The sequence below is a fragment of the Salinicola acroporae genome (assembly GCF_003206615.1).
In the GTDB taxonomy this organism is placed as follows: domain Bacteria; phylum Pseudomonadota; class Gammaproteobacteria; order Pseudomonadales; family Halomonadaceae; genus Salinicola; species Salinicola acroporae.
On the sequence record NZ_PZJW01000002.1, the window covers coordinates 501,855 to 525,412 of the forward strand.

Consider the following 23,558-nt stretch of genomic DNA (forward strand, 5'->3'; position numbering starts at 1 on the left):
ACGAGCAGGATGAAGTCGGCGACACGTCGTCGCAAGGCGCACGGAGCGCAGACTCGAAGCGAAGCGGAGAGAACGTCCTCAAGACGGCACCGAAGGGGCGAGAATCCGCAGGTCTCGAGTCAGCCGGGGCATACGGTTGATATGCGACGATTCCGCTCGGACCGGCACCGCGCAACGAAGCCGCTTCGCCTGCTCGAACAGTGATGCAGTGTCTCCCTAACGTTCACCGACGAGATCTCCCCCATGCTGCAGCGCCTCTCCCGCCCGGCGGTCAAGCTGGTCGAGCGCTACCTGCCCGACCCCTACATCTTCGTACTGCTGCTGACGATCGTCGCCGCACTGGCCGCGATGCTGCTCGAACGACAATCGCCACTGGCGGTCATGCAGTACTGGGGCGACGGGTTCTGGGGCCTGCTATCGTTCTCGATGCAGATGCTGATGGTGCTGGTGACCGGGTTCATGCTGGCCAACTCGCCGCCGATCAAGCGCCTGCTGGACAGACTCGCCGCCACCGCCCGGACGCCCGCCGGCGCGATCATTCTGGTGACCTTGGTATCGCTCGCCGCGAGCTGGATCAACTGGGGCTTCGGGCTGGTCATCGGCGCGCTGTTCGCCAAGGCGCTGGCGCGACAGATACGGGTCGATTACCGCCTGCTGATCGCCAGCGCCTACTCCGGTTTCGTGGTGTGGCACGGCGGCCTGGCCGGCTCGATTCCGCTGACCATCGCCACGCCGGGGCACTTCAGCGAGGCCCAGATCGGCATCATTCCCACGTCGCAAACAATCTTCGCCGGCTACAACCTGGCCATCGTCGTGGCGCTGTTCGTCATCATGCCGTTGATCAATCGCTGGATGCTGCCACCGGAGAACGAGAGTGTCTTTGTCAGCCGCGACCAGCTCTCGGAACCGGAAGCCCCGGACGCCAGCCAGGCCCTGCGACCCGCCGAACGACTGGAGAACAGTACCCTGCTGTCACTGCTGGTGGGTGTACCCGGACTGCTCTACCTAGTCCACTACTTCGTCTTTGCCGGCGGCGGACTCAACCTCAACAGCGTCAACTTCCTGTTCCTGTCGCTCGCCATCGTGTTCCATCGCACGCCGCGCAGCCTGCTTGCCAGCCTCAACGAGGCCATCAGGGGCGGCGCCGGGATCGTGATCCAGTTTCCGTTCTATGCCGGCATCATGGGCATCATGATGCAGTCCGGCCTGGCGCAATCGCTCTCGGAGATGTTCGTCGCCATCGCCACCGCCGATACGCTGCCGTTCTGGTCGTTCGTCAGCGCCGGCATCGTCAATCTGTTCGTGCCCTCCGGCGGCGGCCAATGGGCAGTTCAGGCTCCGGTCATGCTGCCGGCGGCCGAAGCACTGGGAGCCGATGTCTCGCGCGTCGCCATGGGCGTGGCCTGGGGCGATGCCTGGACCAATCTGCTGCAGCCGTTCTGGGCCTTGCCGGTGCTCGCCATCGCCGGTCTCAAGGCCAAGGACATCATGGGATTCTGCCTGATCCAGCTGGCGGTCACGGGGGTGGTGATCGGGCTGGGACTGACCCTGATCTAGCCAACCGCCCTCGCGCCCGAGAGCCGGCGCGAGGGAACCTGCAGGACGACCAATGGGCAGTCCAGGCCAAACGTGGTACATCTGGCGCATAAAAACACGCACCAGACGACCCCGAGGATACCGTGACGCCCGATGATCTACCCCGACAGCATGAGCTGTCGATGACCGTACTCATGACCCCCGACATGGCCAACTTCAGTGGCAAGGTGCATGGCGGGGCGATTCTCAAGAAGCTCGACGAAGTCGCCTACGCCTGCGCCAGCCGCTATGCCGGTAGCTACGTGGTGACCCTTTCCGTCGATCAGGTCCTGTTCAAGCAGCCGATCCACGTCGGCGAACTGGTCACCTTCCTGGCGATGATCAATCACGTCGGCCGTTCGTCGATGGAGGTCGGCATCAAGGTGCTGGCCGAATCGATCCAGGAACGGGTGATACGCCACACCAACAGCTGCTACCTGACCATGGTCGCCGTCGACCATGAAGGCAATCCCGTCCCGGTACCGTCGCTGGAATTGAAGACCCCACTGCAGAAGCTACGCTTCGAGAAGGCGGCGCTGCGCAAGAAGCTGCGCAAGCAGGAAGCCGAGGAAGAGCGCAACGCCATGGCCGAACATCTCAAGGCCTATCCGGCCGGACAGTGACATTTCACCCTCTCGCGACATCGTCGCCGGCCTGAACGCCCGACGAACAAGGATGTTCGATGCCTGAAACCGAATTCCGTCAAGCCCGCACCGCCAGGCGGTCCAGTCCCCTCGGCGAGCGGCTGCTGATGATCTGGGATCTTGCCGTCGTCGTGCTGGTGGCGATCAACCTGGCACTGCTGCTGTTCGACAGCCTGTTCCTGATCCCGCCGCTCAACAGCGCTTTCGGCGCCGTGGCGCCGGGCCTTCATACCGCCTACGACACCTACATCAGAGCCAATTTCGTCGAGATCGACCTCTGTTTCGTCGCCATCTTCCTGCTCGACGTGCTGCTGGGCTGGGCCATCGCCATCGCCCAGCGCCGCTATGCCCGCTGGTTCTTCTATCCGTTCGTGCACTGGTACGACGTGCTCGGCTGCATCCCCCTGGCCGGATTCCGCCTGCTGCGCGTGCTACGAGTCGTCTCGCTGCTGATCCGGCTGCAGCGCCTGGGCCTTGTCGACGTGACGCGCTGGCGCCTCTACCGCTTCTATCGCACCTATTACGGTGTGCTGATGGAAGAGATCTCCGATCGCGTCGCCATCAACCTGCTCGGCGACCTGCAGAAGGAGATACGCAACAGCGAACACCTGACCCAGCGCATCTCGAGCGAGGTGATTCAGCCGCGCAAGGCGGCGCTCGTCGACGAGATCGCCAGCCGGCTGGAGCGTACCGTCAGCAAGGGCTACGCCGAGAATCACCAGCAGGTGCACCGCTACGTCGCGGCGCTGGTGGCCAGGACGATGGAGGAGAACGAGGAGCTGCGGCGGCTGCGGCGACTGCCCATGGGCGACGCCGTGGCGGAGAGCATCGAACGCAGCCTCAGCGACATTGCCAGTCGCGTCGTCCACGAAGCCATCGATGGCCTGCGTTCGCCGCATTTCCACTCGTTGATGACCGACCTGGTCGGCAGCGGTATCGATGCCTGGCTGCAGGTCGACGACAAGACCGACCGGGTGACCCAGCAGGTGCTGATCGACATGCTGGAGCTGCTCAAGGAGCAGGTCGCCATCAAGCGTTGGAAAAGTGAGCTCAGCGAGCCGCAAACCCGGCGCGACGACACTGCCGGACCGACCAGCGGGGTCTGAACCGGCGAGTCAGTCGGGCGCCGGTCCCAGCATTCGGCGCAACGTGCCATCCCGAAGCCGGAAGTGGTGGTACATCGCCATGCAGACGTGACCGACGATCATGAGCGTCAGCAGCCAAGCGAAGGTGCCGTGCAGGCCACCGAAGCTGGCGGCCCAGGGAACGTCGGCGCCGGCGAACCAGGCCTTGCCGAATACATGGACGCCGTAGCCCATGCCCCAGGTCATCAAGGCCCCCGACAGCGGCATCAGTATCAGCAACGCATACATCGTCATGTGGCCGACGATGGCCAGGCGCTGCAACCGGCCTTCGTGGCGCGGGCGATGCCGGTGCTGGGAAAAGGCCCACGAGGTACGAACCGCCATCAGGATCAGCACGCTCACCCCGATGGTGGTGTGCCACGGGAAGATCGCCTGGCTGAAGGCGTTATCCTTCCAGACGGCGTTGACGAACACGCTGCTCAATTGCGTGACGATCAGCACCGCGACCAGCCAGTGCAGGATTCGCGTCACTCGGCCGTAGGCGCGCGGGGAGTCCTTCAACATGGTCTCGTTTTCCTGTCTCGGCTTCCGGCGACGCGCCACGGCGCGCACGGGATCGCCAGCGCTGCCGCGATCATGCCAGGATTCGCAACAGCGTGTAGGGTGCCTCGCACGCCTCCCGTTCATCCCGCGGGTCGATTCGGCCCAGTGACATGTCACGATCATTGTCGTAGGCCACGAACAGCCGCTCGGCGTCGAGCACCGCCAACCCCTCCGCCTTGTGCTCGAACTCCAGCACCTCCCCGTGGAGGTTCTCCACGATCGCGGGTGGGGTCCCGCGACTCAGATCGGCCAGTGCCATCGACCACAGGTAGCCGCCGATCTGCTCGCCATGCTCGTCCTCCACCTCGAAACTGGCCATCAGATAGAGGCGATCGTTGAAGGGATCGTATTCGAGGCTCGATAGACCGCAGATGTGCCGGACGCCCGCGTACTCCGAGGGGTCGAAGCGATAGCGCTCGCGGAGCTCGTCGACGAACTCCAGATTGCCAGCGGCCGTCATCCGATAGTGAACGCCCACCACGCGAGCCACGTAATCGAAGTCGTCGTGGGCGCGCCCCTGCTCTCGGACGCCGAACAGCAACAATCCATCGCAGGGTTCGCCCAGATCAGGCGATGCCGGAACTGCCGCCAGGCCCTCGATCTTGTAGTAAGGCAGGCCGATGGCATCGTCGAGCTTGCGACGCAGCTCCAGCGAACCCTCGACACCGTCGCGGGGATCGGGATCCACGACCTGCACCCGCTCCGGCTCGCCCACCGGCCAGATCAGCAGGTGATTGTAGACGTTGAGATCGTGACTCTCGTCGTCGATGCGGTCGAACCCGGTGGTCGCCAGAATGTAGCGCCCATCGACGGTCAAGGCGAAGTCCTCGTACTTGACCGCGCGCCGGATGGCATCGGCGGTCAGGAATCGATGACTCTCGGGATCCGGCAATCCCTCCACCAGATCGAAGGCGAAGACGGCCGAGCGTCCCTCTCCGGGAATCGGCTTGTCGCTGGCCAGCAGCAGACGACGGCCGTCGAAGACCACCGCCGACACCTCGACGTTGACCGGAGAGCCGTCCTCGTATTGCAGGCCGGGAGAAAAACAGGTCAGCGTCCCCTCGGTGATGATCTCGGTACGTAGCATGGCAACCTCCTCGGTCGGGCCCGCTGCGTGAAAGAAAAGGGCCGAATGGTTCGGCCCTCGAAGTTCGCTGTTCCCGCGATCAACCGCAGGAGATATCCGTGATCATGCGCTGATCGTCGACCTTGATATCGAGCCGCTCCGCACGATAGTCCATGGTGTAGCTCTTGCCGGGCTCGATGACCCGAATCTCGGCGGCCCGTGACCGATCCGCGATCTCTGCCTGCAGCGCATCGGTGAGGGTTTCCCCGACCAGGCTACCCACCGTCTGAGCACCGCAGGCATCCTCGGGGACCGGCTTCACGTCGGGGGGTCGAGGCGCATCGTCGGGCTTGGGTGCCGTGCTGCAGCCCGCCAATAGAAAGCCACTCACGATCAGCGCCGCACCGGAAATTTTCATGCCTTGCTCCTTGCTGGAGAAACCGCTCTCGTTGATTGAGGCGCACCGAACCGGGCGCCATGTCGGATTCGCCAAGCCTAGCAGGTCGCGTCGAGCTCGGCATCGGCTGGTCGACCCGGCGCAGTGCCGCTAGACTCAAACTCTCATTGGCCGACCCTTGTTGCGGTCAGCCACGCAGAGCCGTCCCGGACGGACGCCCCAAAACAACCGAGTCTTCAAGCTCATCGATCGCAAAGGAACGCCGCCATGCGCCCGTCGCTCTCCGTTCGCCTCCTCACCTCCGTCGCCGCCGTGGCGATCACCGCCAGCTTCGGCGTGGGTCAAGCCTTGGCGCAGGACGACCAGCAACCGATTCGCGTCGCCTCCAAGATCGACACCGAGGGCTCCCTGCTCGGCAACATGATCGTCGACGTACTGGAAAACGCCGATCTGCCGGTCGATAGCCGGCTGCAGCTCGGCCCCACCAACATCGTGCGCCAGGCACTGGTGGCGGGCGATATCGATCTCTACCCCGAATATACCGGCAACGGCGCGTTCTTCACCGACACGACCGACGATCCGGCCTGGAAGGACGAACAGGCGGGCTACGACAAGATCAAGGCTGCCGACAGCGAAGCGCATCAACTGGCATGGCTGACGCCGGCGCCGGCCAACAACACCTGGGCCATCGCCGTACGCCAGGACGTGGCCAATGACAAAGACCTCTCCACCATGGCCGATTTCGGTCAGTGGGTCAGTGACGGTGGCGAGATCAAGCTGGCCGCCTCGGCCGAATTCGTCGAGAGCGATGCGGCGCTGCCCAGCTTCCAGCGGGCCTATGACTTCACGCTCGACGAAGACCAGCTGCTGGTGCTCTCGGGCGGCAACACCGCCGCCACCATCCGTGCCGCTGCCGAAGGCACCAGCGGCACCAACGCGGCCATGGTCTACGGCACCGACGGCGCCATCGCCGCCGCCGGGCTCAAGGTGATGGACGATCCCAAGGGCGTGCAGATGGTCTACGAGCCGGCCCCGGTGGTGCGTCAGTCGGTGCTCGACACCTATCCCCAGATCGCGGAACTGCTGAAGCCGGTATTCGAATCCCTCGACCGTGAGACGCTGCAGACACTGAACGGCAAGATCCAGGTCGACGGACTGCCGGCCGATCAGGTCGCCCATGACTACCTGACCGAGCAAGGCCTGCTGGACTGAGTTCGATCGTGGCGCTTCCCGAACGACGCCGATGGTTCGGCAACCGGGTGTTGGCGACGCTGCTGATCGCGGCCGTCGCCAGCGCCGTGCTGCTGCCGTTTGCCAGCCTGTCGCCCAATCGGCTGGTGTCGGGGCAACCGGTCATGCTGTGGCAGGCGCTGGCCGGCTGGCAACTCGCGACCTTCGCACTGATCGGACTCCTGCTGCTGATCGCGGCGCTGGCCGGGCCGCTGCCCCGACGCCTCGCACTGTGGCTGTCGCTGGGCGCCACGCTACCGCTGCTGGCGCTCGATTTTCAGGCACTCGGGGCCTACGCCCATGGCGCCCTGGCCAACGCCTCGCCAGCCGCTCGCGTATCGCAGGGCGCAACCTTCTGGATTCTGCTGTTCGTCAGCGCGCTGATCGCCATCGATGCCCTGCAACGGCTGCGTCTCGGCCCGGCGGGACGCGCCCTCTACGGCGTCGCGGCGCTGGCGGTGATCGGCGTCTGCTTCTCCGGCGAGCTGCTCTCGCCGGTGTCGATCATGCGCGAATTCGCCAACCAGCGGGACAACTTCATCGACCAGTTGGTGCGACACTTGCTGCTGGTCGGCGGTGCGCTGCTGCCCGCCCTGCTGGTCGGTCTGCCGCTGGGCCTGCTGGCCAATCGTCGGGCCCGCCTGCGCAACGGCCTGTTCAGTGTGCTCAACGTATTCCAGACGCTGCCGTCGATCGCGGTGTTCGGACTGCTGATCGCGCCGCTCTCGGCGCTCGGCCGGGCGGTGCCGTGGCTGGGCGAGCTAGGGGTCAGCGGTATCGGCGTGGCGCCGGCGATCATCGCCCTGGTGCTCTATTCGCTGCTGCCGATCGTGCGCAACACCTACGCCGGCCTCGCCGGTGTCTCGACCGGCGCCCTGGAGGCGGCCCGCGGTATGGGCATGACGACGCGCCAGATTTTGTGGCGGGTGGAGATCCCGCTGGCGCTACCGGTGATCCTGTCGGGGCTGCGCATCGTCACCGTCCAGGCGATCGGGCTGGTGGTGGTCGCCGCCCTGATCGGCGCCGGCGGCTTCGGCGCCTTCATCTTCCAGGGGCTGGGCCAGTACGCCATCGACCTGGTGCTGCTGGGCGCCATCCCGACCATCGTGCTGGCGGTCATCGCCGACTTTGCGCTGCAGATTCTGGTCAGCCTGAGCCGCCCTTCCGGTACTCGCTGACGCCGTTTCAGGCACCGATCAGGAAAGACCCATGATTGAATTGCAAGGGCTGACCAAGACCTACGCGGGCAAGAACGTCGTCGAGGACGTCTCGATGACGCTGGAGACCGGTGAGTTCGGCGTGCTGATCGGCCCTTCCGGCTGTGGCAAGTCGACCACCCTGAAGATGATCAACCGGCTGGTGCCGCTGAGCAGTGGCCGGATCATTCTCAACGGCGACGACGTAACCGAGCTACCGGCCGAGCAGCTCAGGCGACGGATCGGCTACGCCATCCAGTCGACCGGGCTGTTCCCGCACTGGAGCGTGGCCCGGAATATCGCCACCGTGCCGCAGCTGTTGAAATGGTCGAAGTCCCGTATCGACGACCGGGTCGACGAACTGATGGCGATGTTCCACCTCGACCCTGCCGAGTTTCGCGACAAGTACCCGCACCAGCTCTCCGGCGGCCAGGCGCAGCGCGTCGGCGTGGCTCGCGCGCTCGCCGCCGATCCGGAAGTGCTGCTGATGGACGAGCCGTTCGGTGCGGTCGACCCGATCACCCGCGAGGCGCTCCAGGCGGAGATGCGTCGGGTTCATGGCCAGACCGGCAAGACCATCGTCTTCGTCACCCATGACATGGACGAGGCGCTGCAGCTGGCGACCCGGATCGCGCTGCTCAACAACGGCAGGCTGGTCCAGTACGACCGCCCCATCGAGATGATGGTGAAACCCGCGGACGACTTCGTTCGCGAGTTCTTCGGCCAGGCCGACCTGGGGCTCAAGCTGCTCTCGCGACGCTGGGTCCATCAGTACCAGCGGCCTCCGAGCCTGACCCATCACGCCACGCTCCCCGGCCTCGATCACTGCTGGCGACTCGACGAAGCCGGCCGGCCGATCGTCCTCGAGGGCGCCCGGCTGGACGACCAGCATCAGCACACCGACGTCAGGTCGGAATGGATCGCCACGCCGGAGATGAGCATGAAGGAAGCGCTCTCGCGAATGGTCTGGTATCGCGTGATGGTGCTGCCGGTCGTCGATGAAACCGGCAAGCTGATCGGCGAGGTGGGCATGCAGGGCATCATGGGAATCGAGTCAGACGGCGGGCTGCACGCCGGTGGGCCGGCCTCATGAGCGGCGTCGCTCGAAGCGCGCGACAGTGGCGGGCGGCTTCCGCCGGCAACGGCGTACTGTTTTTGCTGATCGCGCTGTTGATCGCACTGACGCTGGGAATGGCCCAGCTCGAGCCGCTGTTTCGGGCGCTGTTTCCCGATCTCGGCAACCCGCTCTATGCCCGCGACAGCTTCCTCAACCTGATGCTGGCGCATATCGGGTTGGTGCTGGTGTCGTCGCTGATCTCGGTGACGATCGGCATCGCGGCCGGCCTGTTCGTCACTCGCCCGGTCGGACGCGAGTTCGAACCGATGGTGTCGTCATTGGCCGCCATCGGCCAGACCTTCCCGCCTGCCGCGGTGCTCGCCATCGCCGTCCCGCTGGCCGGTTTCGGCTTCGCCCCGACCATCATCGCCCTCTCCCTCTACGGCCTGCTGCCGGTGATCCAGAACACCATCGCCGGTCTTGGCACGGTACCGCAGACCACGCTGGAGGCCGCCCGCGGCAACGGCATGAGCCGTTGGCAGATTCTGCGCCGCGTCGAACTGCCGCTGGCGATGCGGGTGATCATCGCCGGCATTCGCGTCTCGGTGATCATCAACATCGGCACCGCCACCATCGGCTCCACCGTCGGCGCCAAGAGCCTGGGCACGCCGCTGATCGCCGGCCTGGTCGGCAACAACCTCGCCTACGTGATCCAGGGCGCGCTGCTGGTCGGGCTGCTGGCGATCGTCACCGACCTGCTGTTCGAGCGGCTGGAGCGACGCTACTCGTTCGGGGGCCAAGCCTAGGTGCTGTCTGAAAAGTTGACGAGCGAAGGCAAGACAAGGCAAAAATCGGCGAAAACGGACCGGGCTGGCGCGCCAGTTCACGGGGTGTAAATGAGCATCTTGATCAGACCGGCGCTCCGGCATCGCACACCGACGTGATTTGCCCGTGCAGCCCTTTACGCCATGTTTCCCTGACCGGCGGTACTCCCCTCCTCATCGAAGGGGAAGTTATCGGTGGGCGGGATCTGCTTGCGCAACTGCCGAAGGAAGGCGTCCAGCGCCGGCGAGGCGTGCAGCGGCTTGCGCCGGAGAATGCCGATTTCCCGTGGCTCCTGCATGTTGACGGGCAACCGGGTGATAGCGTCGAGATTGAAGACGTCGACGCTGGAGGCCGGTAGCAGCGCGTAGCCGAGCTTCGCTCTCACCATGGCGATCGCCGAGCTCATGAAGCTCACCTCCCAGCTGGGCGCGACCTGCCTGCCGGCGTGTTCCATCGCCAGATCCGCGTAGTGCCTGGCACTCGAGCCCGGGGTCATGGCGATGTACGGCACCTGGTCGAGCCCGTACCAGGGCGATTCACTGCGCCTCACCACCCGTGGTGGCGTGATCAGCAGCAGATCGTCGTGGAACAGCGGCTGGAAATCGAGTTCCCGGTCCCGCTGCAGAGGCGACCCCAGCCCCATGTCGACCTCGCCCCTGCGCACCCAATGGTGGACCTGGTCGGCCAGGCCGTCGCGCAGGACCACGGTCACCTTGGGATGACGCTTGCGAAAGGCGGCGATGGCCCGTGGCAGCAACGATGAGGCCACCGAAGGCAGCCCGGCCACCGTGACCTTCCCCCGCTCGAGTTCGCGCACGTTGCGGGTATCGTCCAGCGCCAGCGACATGTCGGCGAGGATACGCCGGGCGTGGCCCAGAAACAGCGCCCCACCCTCCGTCAGGACCACGGTACGGGTATTGCGCGCGAACAGCGCGATGCCCAGTTCTCCTTCCAACTTTCGTATCAGATAGCTCAACGCAGGCTGCGACAGGTGAATGTCCTTCGCGGCCCGCGTGAAGCTGGCCAACTCGGCGGTTCGCACGAATGCCTGCAGTTGCCGCTGATGAAACATTTCGCCCCCGGATCGAAATTTTCTATCAATTCATAAGATATATGGCTTTGCCTGATCCTGTCGCGCTACGCCATTGTTTTTCGATATTCGATGCCACGGACCCCTCATGCACCCTTCCTCTCGACGCATAGCGCATATCGGCTGCGGTGCCGGCTTTGCCGGTGATCGACCCGACGCGGCGATCGCGCTGGTGGCGGCACTCGCCGAGCGCGACGGCCCGCGCTATCTGTTCTTCGAACTGCTGGCCGAACGTACCCTGGCCGAAGCCCAGTTGCGGCGGCTGGAAGACCCCGATCTTGGCTACGCCACGCACCTGTTCGCGTTTCTCGCGCCGATCCTCCGGCCCTGTCTGACTCACGGCATCCCGATCATTACCAACGGCGGCGCCGCCAACCCGGTGGCGGCGGCGCGTCGGCTGCGACGAGAACTCGAATCACAGGGGCTCGAGGCCCGCATCGCCTGCGTGCTGGGCGATGACCTGGGCGATGCGCTCGACGACACGGCCGATTGGCTTCCCGCCGACTGTCCACGCGAGGAGATCGTCTCCTGCAACGTGTACATCGGTGCGGAGGCGGTCACGGAGGCGCTTCTCGGAGGGGCGGACATCGTCATCGGCGGGCGGCTGGCGGACCCTTCGATGGTGGTCGGTGCCTTGCGCCACGCCCACGGCTGGGAGGCCGACGACTGGCAGCACCTGGCGGTGGCCACGGCCGCCGGTCATCTGCTGGAGTGCGGCACCCAGGTCACCGGTGGCTATTTCGCGGATGCGGGACGCAAGGCGATTCCCGACCCTGCCCACCTCGGCTGCCCGATCGCCGAAGTCGGCAGCGACGCCAGCCTGGTCCTCACCAAGACCCCGGGCAGCGGCGGCTGCGTCACCGAGCAGACGGTCAAGGAGCAACTGCTCTACGAGGTCCACGACCCTGCGGCCTACCTGACCCCGGACGTCACCCTCGATGTCTCCCGGGCGAGCCTGGAAACGGTGGGCCCGGATCGTGTCGCCATACACGGCATCCAGGGCCACCCGGCCCCGGCGACGCTGAAGGGCAACCTGGGGCTGCGCGGGCTGTGGTTCGGCGAGGCGGGAATCTCCTACGCCGGCCCCGGCGCGGTGGAGCGGGCCCGGCTGGCCATGGACATTCTGCGCCAGCGGCTGGATGACCGGTTGCCAGCGCTGCGGCCCCATTTCGATCTGATCGGCGTCGCCAGCCTGTTCAACGATGGCAGCGGGGAATGGTTGGCGGATCGTCTGCAGGATGCTCCCGCCGTCGAGGACGTCCGCCTGCGCCTGGGCCTCGTCGATCGCGATCGCGAGGCCGTCGAGCTGGCGCTGCAGGAGCTCGAGACGCTCTACCTCAACGGGCCGGCCGGCGGCGGCGGCGTCCGCCGACAGCTCGGCGAGTCGCTGCGCACCCGATCCTTCCTGATCGCGCGCGAACGGGTGACACCGTTCGTGACCTGGCCATGAGGTACCGACGATGACACCTGACGTGCTACTCGCCGATGTCGCCCACGCCCGCGCCGGCGACAAGGGCAACACGCTGAACGTGGCGGTGTTCGCCTTCGAGCGCCGTCACTACGCCTGGCTCGAGCGACACCTCTCCGAAGACGCGGTGGCGGCGCGCTTCGGCCATCGCCATCCGAACAGGGTAACGCGCTACTGCCTGCCCCAGCTCGCCGGCATCAACTTCGTCATCGAGGGCGCGCTGGAGGGCGGCGTCAACCAGAGTGCCACCCTCGACCGCCACGGCAAGAGCCTGAGCTATCTGCTGCTGGGCATGTGCCTGCCCTCGCCCGGGGATTGAACGCGACCGGGGTCGTCGCGTCGTGACGATCGGCAGCCAGCGGAGGACGGTGCCATGGGCCTCGTTCCCATCCAAGAGGCGCCCAAGCGCCCCAACCTACGCCAACTCACGGAGCCATCATGATAACAACGCTCGGATTCGTGATGATGCTGGGCATCATCGCACTGATACTGCTCAAACGACTGCCCCCGGTGGTCGCGTTCGCCCTCGTTCCGGTCGCTGCCAGCCTGCTGGCAGGCTTCACCCCCGCCGAGACCGGCGGTTTCATCAAGGATGGCCTGACCGCCGTCGCCCCGACCGCGACGCTGTTCATCTTCGCCATCCTCTATTTCGGGATCATGCGTGAACGCGGGATGTTCGACCCGCTGGTCAACTTCCTGATCAAGCGTACCCGCGGCGAGCCGCTCAGAGTCGCCATCGTCACCGTGCTGGTCGCCGCCATCGCCCATCTCGACGGCGTCGGCGCGGCGACCTTCCTGCTCACGATTCCGGCCTTCCTGCCGCTCTACCAGCGCCTCAACATGAGCCCGCTGATCCTGCTCTGCCTGGTCGGGCTGAGTGCCGGGGTGATCAACATGGTGCCCTGGGGCGGCCCCACGGCCCGCGCGGCGGCCACCGCCGGCGTGGACGCCTCGGAACTGTGGCTCCCGCTGATACCGGTACAGGCGCTGGGGATCGTGCTGCTGCTGGGATTGGCGAGCTACTTCGGCATCAAGGCGCAGCGCCACAACCGGGTCACCGGGCACGGCCATGCCAGCGGCGACATGAGCGCCTACCTGCTGCCGCCGCGGGAAACGGCACTGCCACTCAGCGATTGGCGCTACTGGGCCAACGTGGGGCTGACGCTGATCATTCTGCTGATCCTGTTCACCGGCGCCTTCCCGCTCTACGCCAGCTTCATGGTCGGTCTCGGCATCGCCCTGCTGCTCAACTACCCGCGTCCGGAAGCTCAGGGCAAGGAACTGGCCAGGCATGCCAACGATGCACTGCAGATGGCGCTGGTGATGCTCGCCGCCGGCATCCTGCTCGGTATCCTGGCCGGCGCCGGCATGTCCGATGGCATGGCCGGTGCGCTGATCGAGCTGCTACCGGCGGGGTCGGCGAGCGTACTGCACTTGATCGTCGGCTTCTTCGGCGTTCCCCTGGGAATGCTGTTCTCGCCGGACGCCTACTATTTCGCGCTGATGCCGATCGTGCGCGACATCGCCACCGCCGCCGGCGTCCCCGTGGAGGCGGTCGCCCGCGCGATGCTGATCGGCGAGAACACCGGCTTCAGCATCAGCCCGGTGGTGCCCAGCGTCTACCTGGCCATCGGCCTGGCCGGCGTCGAGCTGCGTGAACATCTCAAGTTCACCTTCCTGTGGGCCTGGGGTATCGGCATCATCCTGCTCGCCTTCGCCTGGCTGATCGGCGCCATCGGTGGCTGATCGCGTCGCCGGTCCGGCCGGTCGATTGACCGCCCTGCCCGGTACGCTGCTGCCGCCGACGATCTTCGAACCGGTAGCGCTGGAAGCGGGCTGGACGTGGGAATCCCTCGACTGGCTTGCCGGGCCGGGCGCCGGCGACCTGGAGCTCGCTGCCGGGGAGATCGTTGCCCGCTGGCCCGCCCGGGAGCCAGGCTACCGGCTGCTGGTAGGCCACTCGGCCGGCGGCGTCGTGGCATTGCAGGTCGCGGCAGCGCTGGGCGAGTGCCTCGACGGCCTGGTCCTGGTCGATACCGGCGCCAGCGCCGCCCGTCATGGCGATCCCGATCTGCCGCAGCGCCTGCGGGCGCAGTGGGGGCCGGCGTTCATCGACGCCTTCCTGTTGCGCTGCGTCGGACGGGAAGCACTGGATCGCCACGGCGATGCACTGCGTCGCTACGCCCTTGCCACTGGCCCCGAACGCGCCCATCGCGCCATGACGAGCCTGCGTGGTCTCGACCTCGCCTCGCGGCTTGGCGATATCCGCTGTCCGACGCTCATCCTCCACGGCATCCGCGACCCGGCTCGCTCGCTTCGACACGCCCGGGAGCTGGCCACCGGTATCGCCGGCGCGCGGCTCAAGACGCTCGACGCCGGTCACACCCCGATGCTCGAGCGCCCCGAGGCGGTGGCCAGCTGTCTCGACGGTTTTCTCGCCAGGTACCCCCAGTCAAAGTGACGTTAGCCAAAGTCGGTTAACCAAAAGTGCCGTTAGCCAAAGTACTGGGCACCGTTGATATCGATGATGGTGCCGGAGACGAAAGCCGCCCCGTCGCTGGCCAGCCACAGTGCCGCCGAAGCGACGTCCTCGGGCAATCCGGCCCGCCCGGCGGGAATCGTCTCGAGGGTGGCGCGCTTCGATTCGTCGGTGGTGAAGGTGGCGTGAAACGGCGTCGCCTCGATGAAGCCCGGCGCCAGCGCATTGACGGTGATGCCGCGACCGGCCACCTCCTTGGCCAGCCCCCGGGTGAAGCCGAACAGCGCCGCCTTGGCGGTGGCATAGGCCGTCGCGCCGGGGTGGCCGCCGTTGCGCGCGGCCAGCGAGGAGACGGTCACGACGCGCCCGCCATCGCGAAACAGCGGAAGCAGGTGGTGGGTGACCAGAAACACCGAGTCCACGTTGAGCGCCTGTACCCGACGCCACAGCGAGAACGGCATCTCCTCGATGGTCGAACGCTGAATCAGGCCGCCGGCGTTGTTGACCAGAATATCGACACCGCCGACTTCCTCCCCCAGCCATCTGGCGAACCCTTCGACGGCGGTTTCGTCGGTCACGTCCAGCGACCGCGCCAGCGCCGGTTCGCCGCCGCTGGCGGTCAGCGCTGCCAATCTCCCGGCATCAGGCTCGTGGGAGCGATAAGTGATCACCAATCGCGCCCCGGCAGCGGCCAGCGCCTGGGCGATGGCGAAACCGATCCCCACCCCGCCACCGGTGACGACGGCGACTCGTCCCTTCAGTTGATCGTCTGGCATCTGACTTCCTTTCCCGGTGATCGTGAAGTGCATCGATACCGGCATTGAGTCAGCAAGTGGTGGCCAAAATCAACCGCAGGGCAGGACTGGCGCCACCGACCGGCGTGGCCGTGACCCAGCCGTCGCTCTCGAGTTCGGCCGCCGCCCGGCGGACAAGCGCGTGCTCGAGGCCCAGACGACGGGATACCAGTGCCGTGGAGACGCCGCTGTCACCCGCTACGCTGGAGTGACGAATCGCCAGCAGCACCAGCGCCGCCAGCGGGTCGAGTTCGGGATGTTCGGCCTGCAGCGTCGCCAGTCGACGCTGCAGAGCCTCCGGGTCGAGCGGTTCAGGCAAGTCGTGTGCTCGCCTCGAGCCTGACGGCGATCGACTTGGAGGCCGGGGTGTGACTGAAATCGCCCTTGTGGGAAAGCGGAATCAGCGGATTGGTTTCCGGATAGTAGGCTGCGGCGCAGCCCTGCGGGGTGTCGTAGGCGACGATCTTGAAGCCGTCGACACGGCGGACGACGCCATCGTCGGACTCGCCCACCAGGTCGACCCACTGACCGGCCTCGAACCCGAGCCGCGCAATGTCGTCACGGTTGAGGAAGATCACCTGGCGACCGCCCTCGATGCCGCGATAGCGATCATCGTAACCGTAGACGGTGGTGTTGTACTGGTCGTGGGAGCGCATCGTCTGCAGCGTCAGCCACCCTTCGCGCGAGGCGAGCTGCTGGTGCATCACCGCCGCTGGCAGCGGGTCAGCGGAAAATTCGGCCCTGCCGGTCGCGGTGCCGAACTCGAGCCCGGCCACCGGATTGGCGAGCCAGAACCCCCGCGGCACGCGCACGCGGCTATTGAAATCGTGAAACCCGGGAATCACCGCGGCGATATGCTCGCGGATGACGTCGTAGTCCTCGCGCATCGCTGCCCAATCGATGACCTTGTCAGCGATCGCCTCGTCGGCGAACAACCGCTCGGCAATGCCGGTCAGAATGGCGATCTCGGAGCGCAGCGACTGGTCCGCCGGCTTGTTGATCCCGGCCGAGCCGTGAACCATGCTCATCGAGTCTTCCACCGTGATCAGTTGCGACTTCCCGGCCGCGTTGCGATCGATCTCGCTGCGGCCGATACACGGCAGGATCAGGGCCTGGTCTCCGGTAACCAGGTGACTGCGGTTGAGCTTGGTACTGATGAAGGCGGTCAGGCGGCAGTTGGCCATCGCCTTCTCAGTGACGACGCTGTCGGAAATGGCGCGGGTGAAGTTTCCGGCCAAGCCAATGAACACCTTGCCCGGCTGGTCACGCATCGCCTCGACCGCCGCCACCGAGTCGACACCATGTTCACGCGGCATCGGCCGCGCATATTTCGCCTCCAGCGCGTCGAGCAGCGCCTTCGACGGCTTTTCGAAGACGCCCATGGTGCGGTCGCCCTGGACGTTGGAGTGGCCGCGAACCGGCGAGGTGCCGGCACCGGGCTTGCCGAGGTTGCCGCGCAGCATCAACAGGTTGACGATCTCGCGCACTGTCGGCACGGAGTGCTTGTGCTGCGTGATGCCCATGGCCCAGCAGGCGATGGTGGCATTGGAGCGCGCATAGAGCTCGGCCGCCTGCTCCATCTCCTCCCGGGTCAGGCCGGACTGGGCTTCCAGCGTCGCCCACTCGGTCGCCTCGACGCGAGCACGGTAGGCTTCCAGGTGCGCGGTGTGTCGGTTCAGGAAGTCATGGTCGAGCACCGCCTCCCCGGCAGCATCGCGGGCGAAAAGCGCCTTGGCCATCCCCCGCACCACGGCCATGTCGCCGCCCAGCTTGGGCCGGAAGTAGTGGCTGCTGATGCGATGGCTGCCGTTGTGCAGCATCTCCAGCGGCTTCTGCGGGTCGGCGAATTTCTCCAGCCCACGCTCCTTCAGGGTATTGAAGGTGACGATGGTCGCCCCGCGTTCCGCCGCCTCGCGCAGCACGCCGAGCATGCGCGGATGGTTGGTGCCCGGGTTCTGGCCGAACACGAAGATCGCCTCGGCCTTCTCGAAATCTTCCAGCCGCGCGCTGCCCTTGCCGGTGCCCAGCGCGGCGTTGAGCGCCACGCCGCTGGCTTCATGGCACATGTTGGAGCAGTCCGGCAGGTTGTTGGTCCCGAACAGGCGCGCCAGCAGCTGGAACACGTAGGCGGATTCGTTGCACGCCTTGCCGGAGGTGTAGAAGATGCCGTCGTTCGGGGTCGGCAGCGCCTTGAGCTCGTCGGCGATCAGATCGAGCGCCTCGTCCCACGCCACCGGCTCGTAATGATCGGTCTCGGCGTTATAGCGCATCGGCTCGACCAGACGCCCCTGGTCCTCCAGCCGATAGTCGTCCCAGGTCTTGAGTTCGCTGACGCTGTACTTGGCGAAGAACTGGCGGGTGACGCGCTTGGCGGTCGCTTCCCAGGTCACCGCCTTGACCCCGTTCTCGCAGAACTCGAACGACGAGCCGTGCTCGGGATCGCCCCAGGCGCAGCCCGGGCAGTCGAACCCGTCGGGCTGGTTGAGCTTGAACAGCGAGCGGGCGTTGAGTGCCGGCGAGCGGCTGTGCAGCAGATGCCGGCCCACCGACTTCAGCGCGCCCCAGCCACCGGCCGGGTTGTGATAGTCGAATATCTTGGGTGCCTTGGCCGACGCGGCCCTTGGGGCATCCTCGGCGGGAGACTCGGGACGGGACTCTGGTTGAAACTGGGACATGCTGTTCCTTACACGTTCGGTGACGACCGGAAATCGCGGACGGATGCCCGCCGGCGCGCAGCGATACGGTCGGCTTGGGTCGGCATGAGATTCTGGATCCGGTGTCGGCGCAAAGCGGCTGATGCCCGCGAGAAGCGACGAGCGCGCTGCAGACGTTGGTCGTAATACAAAAGTATATTACGCCGCTGACGTTTCGGCTGTCGACAACTGGCGGGAGCTAGCAGGCACGCGGAACGAGGTAACGTATCGGCCGATACGCGCCAGGCTTTAGAGGCAGCAGCGGCGGCGTTCCGGCTCAGCCGTCGCCACGGCTCAACAGTTCGAGCCGCTTGCCGCGGTGGCAGTTGATCAGGGTCAGGTTGCAGCTGCGGGCGACCTCGACCGCGAGCCGGGACGGGTAGGAGAGCGTCGCCAGCGCCGGAATCCGGGCCCGGACGCTCTTCTGCACCAGTTCGAGGCTACAACGACTGGAGGTCATTACCAGCGCCGGCATCCGGCCTGTCATCAGGCTGGCACCGATCACCTTGTCCAGCGCATTGTGGCGCCCGATATCGCGGCCGACGGTGTCGATTCGGCCCTGCTCGGAAAGCCCCAGTGCCAGATGAACGCCCGGCGAGGACTCGGTTCGCAGCGCGTCCAATCCCACGCCGAGGCTCTCCACGAGCGGCAACGACGACACGGGCAGTCGGGTCAGGCCGAACAGTAGTTGCGACTCCTCCTGAACCCCGCAGGCACCGCAGCCGCTGGTCGACAGGGTCGCCCGCGCCTGACTGCCGGCCCGCCGGGCAATCCGCTCGGCCACCTGCAGCCGGACCCGAAAACCGTGGCGGCTGGTCTCGACCGCCGTCGCCTCGACATCGGCGTATCGGTCGATCACGCCCTCGCTGAACGCGAAACCGACCGCCAGCGCCTCGAGCTGGTGCGGCGTTGCCAGCACCGTGGCGTAGGCGGTGTCGTTGAAAACGATGGAAACGGGAGATTCCTGCGGTCCGGGCAGCGTGTCGAGTGCGTGCGGGCTGGCATCATCGTAGCCGGTCAGCGGCTCGCGATCGCTTTGGCGCCCCTGCGGGCTGGACTCGGTGCGGAGAGGGGACGTCATGGCAGACTCCGATCCATCGACGATTGCCGGGGAGACAAGATGACGATATCACGCATCGGAGGGAGGAAAAGGGCCACGTCGGAACGAGCAAGAAAGAAACCAATGCCCGATCCGTCGTGGATCGGGCATTCGGCTATCAGCTGGCAGCGTCCTGAACGGCTTCACCGCCGCTTTCGATGTCCTTGCCGGCACCGTCGACCGTATTGCAGCCTGCCAGGATACCTGCGCTGAACAGTGCGGACAGAGAGAAAGCGATTAGGCGTTTCATGATGTCGTCCTCCTTAACGTTTTAGGCGGATGGACGCGAGGTCCATCCGGGCCGTTGTGTGATCGGCCTGTCATCAAAGTAGCAGAGAGTCGCGCAAACGCGTATGAGATCTTGCCTAACTCGCGGATTTGGCGTCCAAACCGCTATTGCGAAGCGTTCTGGATCTTCTCGCCGCCACGCTCGATGTCCTTGCCCAGGCCATGCATGGTATTGCAGGCGCTCAGTGTCAATATCAGCCAGCCGACGGCCAGCCATCCCAAACCAGCTTTCATCGCCATGTTCCTCAGTTGCAAGGCCGCCGACCGATGCGACGGAATCGAGAGCTTACCATCGTTGCCTCGTTCGCGGCGCAACTCGACGCTCCCGTGGCCTCGACGTAAAGTGACGACTTGCGATCCGCTTCTCCCTTTCTTCACCGCCGGAGGCGTCATGCCCAATTTCACGCTCGACTCTCGCCTGCAGCAGGACAGCATCCACGTCGTCGATCTGCCCCTGTGTCAGGTTCGGCTGAGCGGAGATGCCCGCTACCCCTGGATCATCCTGATCCCGCAGCGCGCCGATATCGTCGAGATCTACGATCTGCCAGGCGACGATCAGGCGAGCCTATGGCAGGAAGCCACGCGACTGGGGCAGGCGATGATGACGTTCTACGGGGGGGATAAATTGAACATCGCCACGCTTGGCAACGTCGTGCCGCAGTTCCATCTCCATGTCATCGTGCGCTTTGCCGGCGATGCCGCCTGGCCCGGCCCGGTCTGGGGCCATGGCAATATCGAAGCCTATTCGGCGGACGCGCTCGAACAGCGTCGTGCAGAGATCGCGCGGCTGGCGAGCGCTGCGACGTCATCACTGTGACGCCGACGGGAGGCGTTCACCTCACCACCGTGAGGATCAGCCTCGCCCGGCGCCGAACGGACCCGGCGCGGGGGCGGATTGCTGCGCGGTAGGCGCGCCAAGCATGGGGGGGCCGGCGGCCGGCCCTCGCTGCCACTGGGCCAGGGTCAGCGACAGGCCCAGCACCAGTATCAGCGCCCCGCCCGCCAGACCGACCCATGACTGCCACTGGCCACCGCCCCTGGCGGGCTTGAGGTGGCGCTTGACCCAGTCGCGCGCCAGCACGCTGAGCAAGGCCAGCGACGAGACGGTCAGCGCCGTCCCCAGCGACATTGCCATGACCGCGACCACCCCCTTGCCGAACTGATCCAGCAGGGAGGCGGCACCCAGCAGCAGCACCGCGCCGCTACAGGGGCGGATGCCGATCGACAGCACCGTCAGCAGCGCCACGCGCCAATCTCCCGCCTGCCGGGGATCGATATGATGCTCGTGCCCGCACCCGCAATGGGCGTCGTGGGCGTGGCGCTGCGCGGGCGTCACCAGGCCTTTCGCCGAATGACGCGACGCCGGAGCGGTCGTCGCCACCGCCGTGAAGGTCGAGGTGAAGGCCGTCGTGGCAGCGGTGCCAGCGCTGTGGCGCGTTCGCCACAGGCGTCGCAGCGACCGGATACAGAGCCACAGCCCGACCAGGGTGACGATCGCGAAACTCGCCAGTTCCGCCTGATCGATGCTGCCCATTGCCTCGCGGGTCAACCATCCCAGACCGAATACCAGAATGCCGATGATGGCGATCGCCATCACGCCCTGCAGCAGTGCCGCCAGCGCGGAGAGGCTCAGCGCGCGGCGCCAGGCGCCCCCCTGCGACGCCAGATAGGTACTCAACACCACCTTGCCATGGCCCGGTCCCGCGGCATGGAAAACACCGTAGCCGAAGCTCACGCCGAGCAGCACGGCCCAGGTCGTCGCGTCGGGAGCGCGCTTCAGCGCACTGACGGCCTCGACCAGGGCGTGATAGAACTCGCCCTGCCAGAAGACGATCTGGACCGCGACCTGCTGCCACCACCCCAGCGCATAACCAACCCCGCCAACGCCAATCAGCAGCGCCAGCGGCACCAGGAATCTCAGCGTCATTTTCAAGCCGGGCATGTAATTTCTCCGGTCTCGGCAAAGAAGCGCCCGAGATTCGGCTCGCCATTCTCACCCTTGTCCAGCATCGCCGCCTCCATCACCTTCTGCGGGTCCGGGGTCGCCTTGACGATCCGGGTGGTGCAGCCCGCCGGCGGATGGTCCAGTGTCAGGGCGTCGGGCAGTGGCTGGGAGCCGTCCTCGTTGGCCTCGTGCACCATCTCGATGTAGTAGGTGGGATCGAAAATCCGATAGCTCAGGGTATGGCCGGCCAGCCGTTGCGGTGTCGACAGCGGCAGCACGAACTCGTACACCAGTCGGTCGTCGCGATAGTCGGTATTGGTGTCGGTGACGTCGCCCTGGGCGACGGGCTGACCATCGAGCGTGATGTTGGTCAGGTTGTGCTGGGTGGCAAGATTGTTGCGGATCTCCAAGCCCAGCGCATCGAGGCGCTGGGCCATGCTGGTACCGTCCTTGACGGTCGCCATCTCCTCCATCACCACCTGGCTGTAGAACGGATCCATGCGCCAGCGCTGGCGCAGTGCGGTCAGGTTACCTTGATCGTCGAAGACACCCTCGACGCTCATGTCGACCCAACCGTGTGGATGCGCCAGCGCGGCCGGCGAAGCCCCCAGGAGCACGCTCATCGTCAACCCCAGCCACGCGCAGTGTCGCCAAAAAAACCGTTTCCTCAAGGCAGCAATCCCAATCGAGTCTGAACGTCGATGAACAAGGGGTCGAGTTCCAGCGCATCCAGGGGCTGGCCGCCACGCCGACCGCTCAAGGTGAGGTAGGTATCGCCATTCTGCATCACGAGCCCCGGCGGGCGTTCGCCGCCGCTGGTGATCTGGGCGTGAATCTCGTAGCCGGAGCGAGAGGCCAGCACGGCATCGAGCTGGCCCAGGTCGCCATCGCCGTGGCGAATCACGAACCCGCGCTCGGCCAGCATCGCCAGCGTCGCCTTGAGCGTCTCCTCCGCCGTGGCCTGGACGGCAATACTCCGCGGCTGTGGCTGCGGCGACACCGCACAGGCGGTCAGCAACAGCAATCCGACCAGCGCGCCCAGCCAGGCGGCCTTGCGCCCGCCGGACCTCGCTGTCACGACTCGCCTGCGAGGCATGGTCTCGCGGTCTCTCATGGTGTCACTCCGGTGGCGGGCGGGTTCAGACGAGATTCGATATCCTGGCGCAACTGCTGGCAGAACGAAGGCTGATTGTAGCTACGTGCATCGATCAGATAACCGTTGTGATCGACCACCACCGAATCGCGGTCGACCAGCGTCGTCGCCTCCGGTGTCACCACCGAGACACGCTCGATCTGCACCGGATCGGTGTTGTAGCCACCGCCGAAGTTCTGGAACACCCCCAGCGAATACCCGCTCCTGCCACCCAGGCCGAACCCTCCCCACAAACCGGTACGCCCGAACGGGCTGTTGACGGCGCCAAGGCCTGGCTGTGAGGTCTTGCGTTCGGCGCTGACCAGCCCCAGCGACACGTCGGTATCCAGGATAGAGTAGCCCTGGCTTTCCAGCGCATCCCGCGTGGCCCGCAGACGCACCAGCGGGTCGCCGCTACCGGCCGGCCAGCGGCAGGCGGCGGGCAAGGCGTTACCGCCCATCGCCGAGGTGGGCTCCGGCGCCGACATGGCCTGACATCCGCTCAAGACACCCAGTCCGACGCACATCGCTGCCCAGCGCCCCAACCGATATCGCAGATCGTTCATCACGGCATCCTCGCAGAAGATTGCGAACAGTGTTCAGCATGCCAGTTTCGCGGCCACCGTTCCATGCTGCTTCCGCCGTGGCCGACACTCCGTTCCCCCCGCTTGGCCGACCGCAGGCCGCCGCCCGTCGCTGCCGGCTTGCAACGACGTTATGCTAAGGCCCGTCTGCGGGACCGATCGCCGCGGGAAAGATGGGTTCTGAGTCAAGTTTATCGATCGGATAAGGCGAATGGCCCGCTGTTTACAGCATCCGATAGAATGAACTTGGCCATAGGCCCGGGATTCACGGCAGATCAGTATCAAGTCCGACAGACGCCCAGGCGCCA

26 protein-coding genes are annotated in these 23,558 nt (G+C 65.9%); 12 read left to right on the plus strand and 14 right to left on the minus strand.

The genetic code is table 11. The features are described from left to right. Positions 1-243 precede the first annotated feature (243 nt). The 3 genes from DOM54_RS03505 (at position 244) to DOM54_RS03515 (ending at position 3,325) form a co-directional block, all read left to right on the plus strand. Positions 244-1,557, plus strand: a complete 1,314-nt coding sequence (locus tag DOM54_RS03505; protein WP_110714983.1) for a short-chain fatty acid transporter — start codon at positions 244-246, stop codon at positions 1,555-1,557. Positions 1,558-1,718: 161 nt separating this feature from the next. Beyond that, entirely contained in the window at positions 1,719-2,198 is a 480-nt protein-coding gene (locus DOM54_RS03510; protein WP_110714984.1) for an acyl-CoA thioesterase, read from the plus strand. 59 nt (positions 2,199-2,257) lie between these two features. Beyond that, on the plus strand, positions 2,258-3,325 hold the full coding sequence (locus DOM54_RS03515; RefSeq protein WP_240613748.1) for an ion transporter: 1,068 nt from the start codon (positions 2,258-2,260) through the stop codon (positions 3,323-3,325). Positions 3,326-3,334: 9 nt separating this feature from the next. Here DOM54_RS03515 and DOM54_RS03520 read toward each other — a convergent pair whose 3' ends face one another. The 3 genes from DOM54_RS03520 to DOM54_RS03530 form a co-directional block, all read right to left on the minus strand. Next, positions 3,335-3,868 (minus strand): cytochrome b, encoded by a 534-nt coding sequence (locus DOM54_RS03520; protein ID WP_162619750.1) that lies wholly within the window; start codon positions 3,866-3,868, stop codon positions 3,335-3,337. 70 nt (positions 3,869-3,938) lie between these two features. Further along, on the minus strand, positions 3,939-4,994 hold the full coding sequence (locus DOM54_RS03525; protein ID WP_110714986.1) for a hypothetical protein: 1,056 nt from the start codon (positions 4,992-4,994) through the stop codon (positions 3,939-3,941). Between the two features lie 79 nt (positions 4,995-5,073). Next, on the minus strand, positions 5,074-5,391 hold the full coding sequence (locus DOM54_RS03530) for an I78 family peptidase inhibitor (protein WP_110714987.1): 318 nt from the start codon (positions 5,389-5,391) through the stop codon (positions 5,074-5,076). 246 nt (positions 5,392-5,637) lie between these two features. Between DOM54_RS03530 and osmF the strand changes: the two genes are divergently transcribed. Genes osmF through DOM54_RS03550 form a run of 4 tightly spaced genes read left to right on the plus strand, consistent with a single transcriptional unit; the run spans position 5,638 to position 9,659 of the window. Then, a complete protein-coding gene (osmF, locus tag DOM54_RS03535) occupies positions 5,638-6,582 on the plus strand; it encodes a glycine betaine ABC transporter substrate-binding protein OsmF (RefSeq protein WP_110714988.1) in 945 nt (314 codons plus the stop codon). An 8-nt stretch (positions 6,583-6,590) separates the two neighbouring features. Then, on the plus strand, positions 6,591-7,778 hold the full coding sequence (locus DOM54_RS03540; RefSeq protein ID WP_240613749.1) for an ABC transporter permease: 1,188 nt from the start codon (positions 6,591-6,593) through the stop codon (positions 7,776-7,778). Between the two features lie 31 nt (positions 7,779-7,809). Beyond that, a complete protein-coding gene (locus tag DOM54_RS03545) occupies positions 7,810-8,889 on the plus strand; it encodes an ABC transporter ATP-binding protein (RefSeq protein WP_110714990.1) in 1,080 nt (359 codons plus the stop codon). Beyond that, positions 8,886-9,659: an ABC transporter permease gene (locus DOM54_RS03550; RefSeq protein ID WP_110714991.1), complete on the plus strand. Its 774-nt coding sequence runs from the start codon at positions 8,886-8,888 to the stop codon at positions 9,657-9,659. The genes DOM54_RS03545 and DOM54_RS03550 overlap by 4 nt, the downstream gene beginning before the upstream one ends. Before the next feature lie 155 nt (positions 9,660-9,814). On the opposite strand, the gene DOM54_RS03555 is transcribed toward DOM54_RS03550, so the two are convergent. Beyond that, positions 9,815-10,750, minus strand: a complete 936-nt coding sequence (locus tag DOM54_RS03555) for a LysR family transcriptional regulator (protein ID WP_110714992.1) — start codon at positions 10,748-10,750, stop codon at positions 9,815-9,817. A 106-nt stretch (positions 10,751-10,856) separates the two neighbouring features. Between DOM54_RS03555 and DOM54_RS03560 the strand changes: the two genes are divergently transcribed. From DOM54_RS03560 to DOM54_RS03575, 4 genes are all read left to right on the plus strand, one after another. Next, on the plus strand, positions 10,857-12,218 hold the full coding sequence (locus DOM54_RS03560; protein WP_110714993.1) for an acyclic terpene utilization AtuA family protein: 1,362 nt from the start codon (positions 10,857-10,859) through the stop codon (positions 12,216-12,218). A 10-nt stretch (positions 12,219-12,228) separates the two neighbouring features. Next, positions 12,229-12,555: an AtuA-related protein gene (locus DOM54_RS03565; RefSeq protein WP_110714994.1), complete on the plus strand. Its 327-nt coding sequence runs from the start codon at positions 12,229-12,231 to the stop codon at positions 12,553-12,555. 119 nt (positions 12,556-12,674) lie between these two features. Then, the gene (locus DOM54_RS03570) at positions 12,675-13,982 is read left to right on the plus strand and encodes a CitMHS family transporter (protein WP_110714995.1); all 1,308 of its coding nucleotides are present in this window, start codon (positions 12,675-12,677) and stop codon (positions 13,980-13,982) included. Then, positions 13,975-14,697 carry an alpha/beta fold hydrolase gene (locus DOM54_RS03575; RefSeq protein ID WP_110714996.1) on the plus strand — a complete coding sequence of 241 codons (723 nt, stop codon included), beginning with the start codon at positions 13,975-13,977 and terminating at the stop codon, positions 14,695-14,697. The genes DOM54_RS03570 and DOM54_RS03575 overlap by 8 nt, the downstream gene beginning before the upstream one ends. 32 nt (positions 14,698-14,729) lie before the next feature. Here the strand turns inward: DOM54_RS03575 and DOM54_RS03580 are convergent, their stop codons facing one another. From DOM54_RS03580 to DOM54_RS03605, 6 genes are all read right to left on the minus strand, one after another. Further along, on the minus strand, positions 14,730-15,491 hold the full coding sequence (locus DOM54_RS03580; RefSeq protein WP_110714997.1) for an SDR family NAD(P)-dependent oxidoreductase: 762 nt from the start codon (positions 15,489-15,491) through the stop codon (positions 14,730-14,732). 49 nt (positions 15,492-15,540) lie between these two features. Continuing rightward, positions 15,541-15,828 (minus strand): hypothetical protein, encoded by a 288-nt coding sequence (locus DOM54_RS03585; protein WP_162619751.1) that lies wholly within the window; start codon positions 15,826-15,828, stop codon positions 15,541-15,543. Continuing rightward, positions 15,821-18,184 (minus strand): FdhF/YdeP family oxidoreductase, encoded by a 2,364-nt coding sequence (locus tag DOM54_RS03590; RefSeq protein WP_110714999.1) that lies wholly within the window; start codon positions 18,182-18,184, stop codon positions 15,821-15,823. The genes DOM54_RS03585 and DOM54_RS03590 overlap by 8 nt, the downstream gene beginning before the upstream one ends. A gap of 295 nt (positions 18,185-18,479) precedes the next feature. Continuing rightward, a complete protein-coding gene (locus DOM54_RS03595) occupies positions 18,480-19,283 on the minus strand; it encodes a formate dehydrogenase accessory sulfurtransferase FdhD (RefSeq protein WP_110715000.1) in 804 nt (267 codons plus the stop codon). 136 nt (positions 19,284-19,419) lie between these two features. After that, positions 19,420-19,551, minus strand: a complete 132-nt coding sequence (locus DOM54_RS03600; RefSeq protein WP_110715001.1) for an entericidin A/B family lipoprotein — start codon at positions 19,549-19,551, stop codon at positions 19,420-19,422. A 143-nt stretch (positions 19,552-19,694) separates the two neighbouring features. After that, complete coding sequence (locus DOM54_RS03605; RefSeq protein WP_110715125.1) at positions 19,695-19,823, minus strand: entericidin A/B family lipoprotein; 129 nt, start codon at positions 19,821-19,823, stop codon at positions 19,695-19,697. 157 nt (positions 19,824-19,980) lie between these two features. Between DOM54_RS03605 and DOM54_RS03610 the strand changes: the two genes are divergently transcribed. Continuing rightward, positions 19,981-20,406 carry an HIT domain-containing protein gene (locus DOM54_RS03610; protein WP_110715002.1) on the plus strand — a complete coding sequence of 142 codons (426 nt, stop codon included), beginning with the start codon at positions 19,981-19,983 and terminating at the stop codon, positions 20,404-20,406. Positions 20,407-20,442: 36 nt separating this feature from the next. Here the strand turns inward: DOM54_RS03610 and DOM54_RS03615 are convergent, their stop codons facing one another. From DOM54_RS03615 to DOM54_RS03630, 4 genes are read right to left on the minus strand one after another with little or no spacing between them, the layout of a single operon-like run. Continuing rightward, the gene (locus tag DOM54_RS03615; RefSeq protein ID WP_110715003.1) at positions 20,443-21,531 is read right to left on the minus strand and encodes a nickel/cobalt transporter; all 1,089 of its coding nucleotides are present in this window, start codon (positions 21,529-21,531) and stop codon (positions 20,443-20,445) included. Beyond that, positions 21,519-22,157: a DUF1007 family protein gene (locus DOM54_RS03620; RefSeq protein ID WP_110715126.1), complete on the minus strand. Its 639-nt coding sequence runs from the start codon at positions 22,155-22,157 to the stop codon at positions 21,519-21,521. The genes DOM54_RS03615 and DOM54_RS03620 overlap by 13 nt, the downstream gene beginning before the upstream one ends. Before the next feature lie 44 nt (positions 22,158-22,201). After that, on the minus strand, positions 22,202-22,648 hold the full coding sequence (locus DOM54_RS03625) for a hypothetical protein (protein ID WP_110715004.1): 447 nt from the start codon (positions 22,646-22,648) through the stop codon (positions 22,202-22,204). Then, on the minus strand, positions 22,645-23,232 hold the full coding sequence (locus DOM54_RS03630; RefSeq protein ID WP_110715005.1) for a hypothetical protein: 588 nt from the start codon (positions 23,230-23,232) through the stop codon (positions 22,645-22,647). Before DOM54_RS03630 ends, DOM54_RS03625 begins: the two co-directional genes overlap by 4 nt. Positions 23,233-23,558: the final 326 nt, after the last annotated feature.

What these genes read in the sequence shown, in the direction of transcription:
- DOM54_RS03510 (WP_110714984.1), top strand. Translation starts at nt 1,719, where the DNA reads ATGACCGTACTCATGACCCCCGACATGGCCAACTTCAGTGGCAAGGTG.
- DOM54_RS03555 (WP_110714992.1), bottom strand. Translation starts at nt 10,750, where the DNA reads ATGTTTCATCAGCGGCAACTGCAGGCATTCGTGCGAACCGCCGAGTTG.
- DOM54_RS03545 (WP_110714990.1), top strand. Translation starts at nt 7,810, where the DNA reads ATGATTGAATTGCAAGGGCTGACCAAGACCTACGCGGGCAAGAACGTC.
- DOM54_RS03590 (WP_110714999.1), bottom strand. Translation starts at nt 18,184, where the DNA reads ATGTCCCAGTTTCAACCAGAGTCCCGTCCCGAGTCTCCCGCCGAGGAT.
- osmF (WP_110714988.1), top strand. Translation starts at nt 5,638, where the DNA reads ATGCGCCCGTCGCTCTCCGTTCGCCTCCTCACCTCCGTCGCCGCCGTG.
- DOM54_RS03560 (WP_110714993.1), top strand. Translation starts at nt 10,857, where the DNA reads ATGCACCCTTCCTCTCGACGCATAGCGCATATCGGCTGCGGTGCCGGC.
- DOM54_RS03615 (WP_110715003.1), bottom strand. Translation starts at nt 21,531, where the DNA reads ATGCCCGGCTTGAAAATGACGCTGAGATTCCTGGTGCCGCTGGCGCTG.
- DOM54_RS03565 (WP_110714994.1), top strand. Translation starts at nt 12,229, where the DNA reads ATGACACCTGACGTGCTACTCGCCGATGTCGCCCACGCCCGCGCCGGC.
- DOM54_RS03530 (WP_110714987.1), bottom strand. Translation starts at nt 5,391, where the DNA reads ATGAAAATTTCCGGTGCGGCGCTGATCGTGAGTGGCTTTCTATTGGCG.
- DOM54_RS03580 (WP_110714997.1), bottom strand. Translation starts at nt 15,491, where the DNA reads ATGCCAGACGATCAACTGAAGGGACGAGTCGCCGTCGTCACCGGTGGC.
- DOM54_RS03600 (WP_110715001.1), bottom strand. Translation starts at nt 19,551, where the DNA reads ATGAAACGCCTAATCGCTTTCTCTCTGTCCGCACTGTTCAGCGCAGGT.
- DOM54_RS03550 (WP_110714991.1), top strand. Translation starts at nt 8,886, where the DNA reads ATGAGCGGCGTCGCTCGAAGCGCGCGACAGTGGCGGGCGGCTTCCGCC.
- DOM54_RS03505 (WP_110714983.1), top strand. Translation starts at nt 244, where the DNA reads ATGCTGCAGCGCCTCTCCCGCCCGGCGGTCAAGCTGGTCGAGCGCTAC.
- DOM54_RS03605 (WP_110715125.1), bottom strand. Translation starts at nt 19,823, where the DNA reads ATGAAAGCTGGTTTGGGATGGCTGGCCGTCGGCTGGCTGATATTGACA.
- DOM54_RS03610 (WP_110715002.1), top strand. Translation starts at nt 19,981, where the DNA reads ATGCCCAATTTCACGCTCGACTCTCGCCTGCAGCAGGACAGCATCCAC.
- DOM54_RS03570 (WP_110714995.1), top strand. Translation starts at nt 12,675, where the DNA reads ATGATAACAACGCTCGGATTCGTGATGATGCTGGGCATCATCGCACTG.
- DOM54_RS03520 (WP_162619750.1), bottom strand. Translation starts at nt 3,868, where the DNA reads ATGTTGAAGGACTCCCCGCGCGCCTACGGCCGAGTGACGCGAATCCTG.
- DOM54_RS03515 (WP_240613748.1), top strand. Translation starts at nt 2,258, where the DNA reads ATGCCTGAAACCGAATTCCGTCAAGCCCGCACCGCCAGGCGGTCCAGT.
- DOM54_RS03625 (WP_110715004.1), bottom strand. Translation starts at nt 22,648, where the DNA reads ATGAGAGACCGCGAGACCATGCCTCGCAGGCGAGTCGTGACAGCGAGG.
- DOM54_RS03595 (WP_110715000.1), bottom strand. Translation starts at nt 19,283, where the DNA reads ATGACGTCCCCTCTCCGCACCGAGTCCAGCCCGCAGGGGCGCCAAAGC.
- DOM54_RS03525 (WP_110714986.1), bottom strand. Translation starts at nt 4,994, where the DNA reads ATGCTACGTACCGAGATCATCACCGAGGGGACGCTGACCTGTTTTTCT.
- DOM54_RS03630 (WP_110715005.1), bottom strand. Translation starts at nt 23,232, where the DNA reads ATGAACGATCTGCGATATCGGTTGGGGCGCTGGGCAGCGATGTGCGTC.
- DOM54_RS03620 (WP_110715126.1), bottom strand. Translation starts at nt 22,157, where the DNA reads ATGAGCGTGCTCCTGGGGGCTTCGCCGGCCGCGCTGGCGCATCCACAC.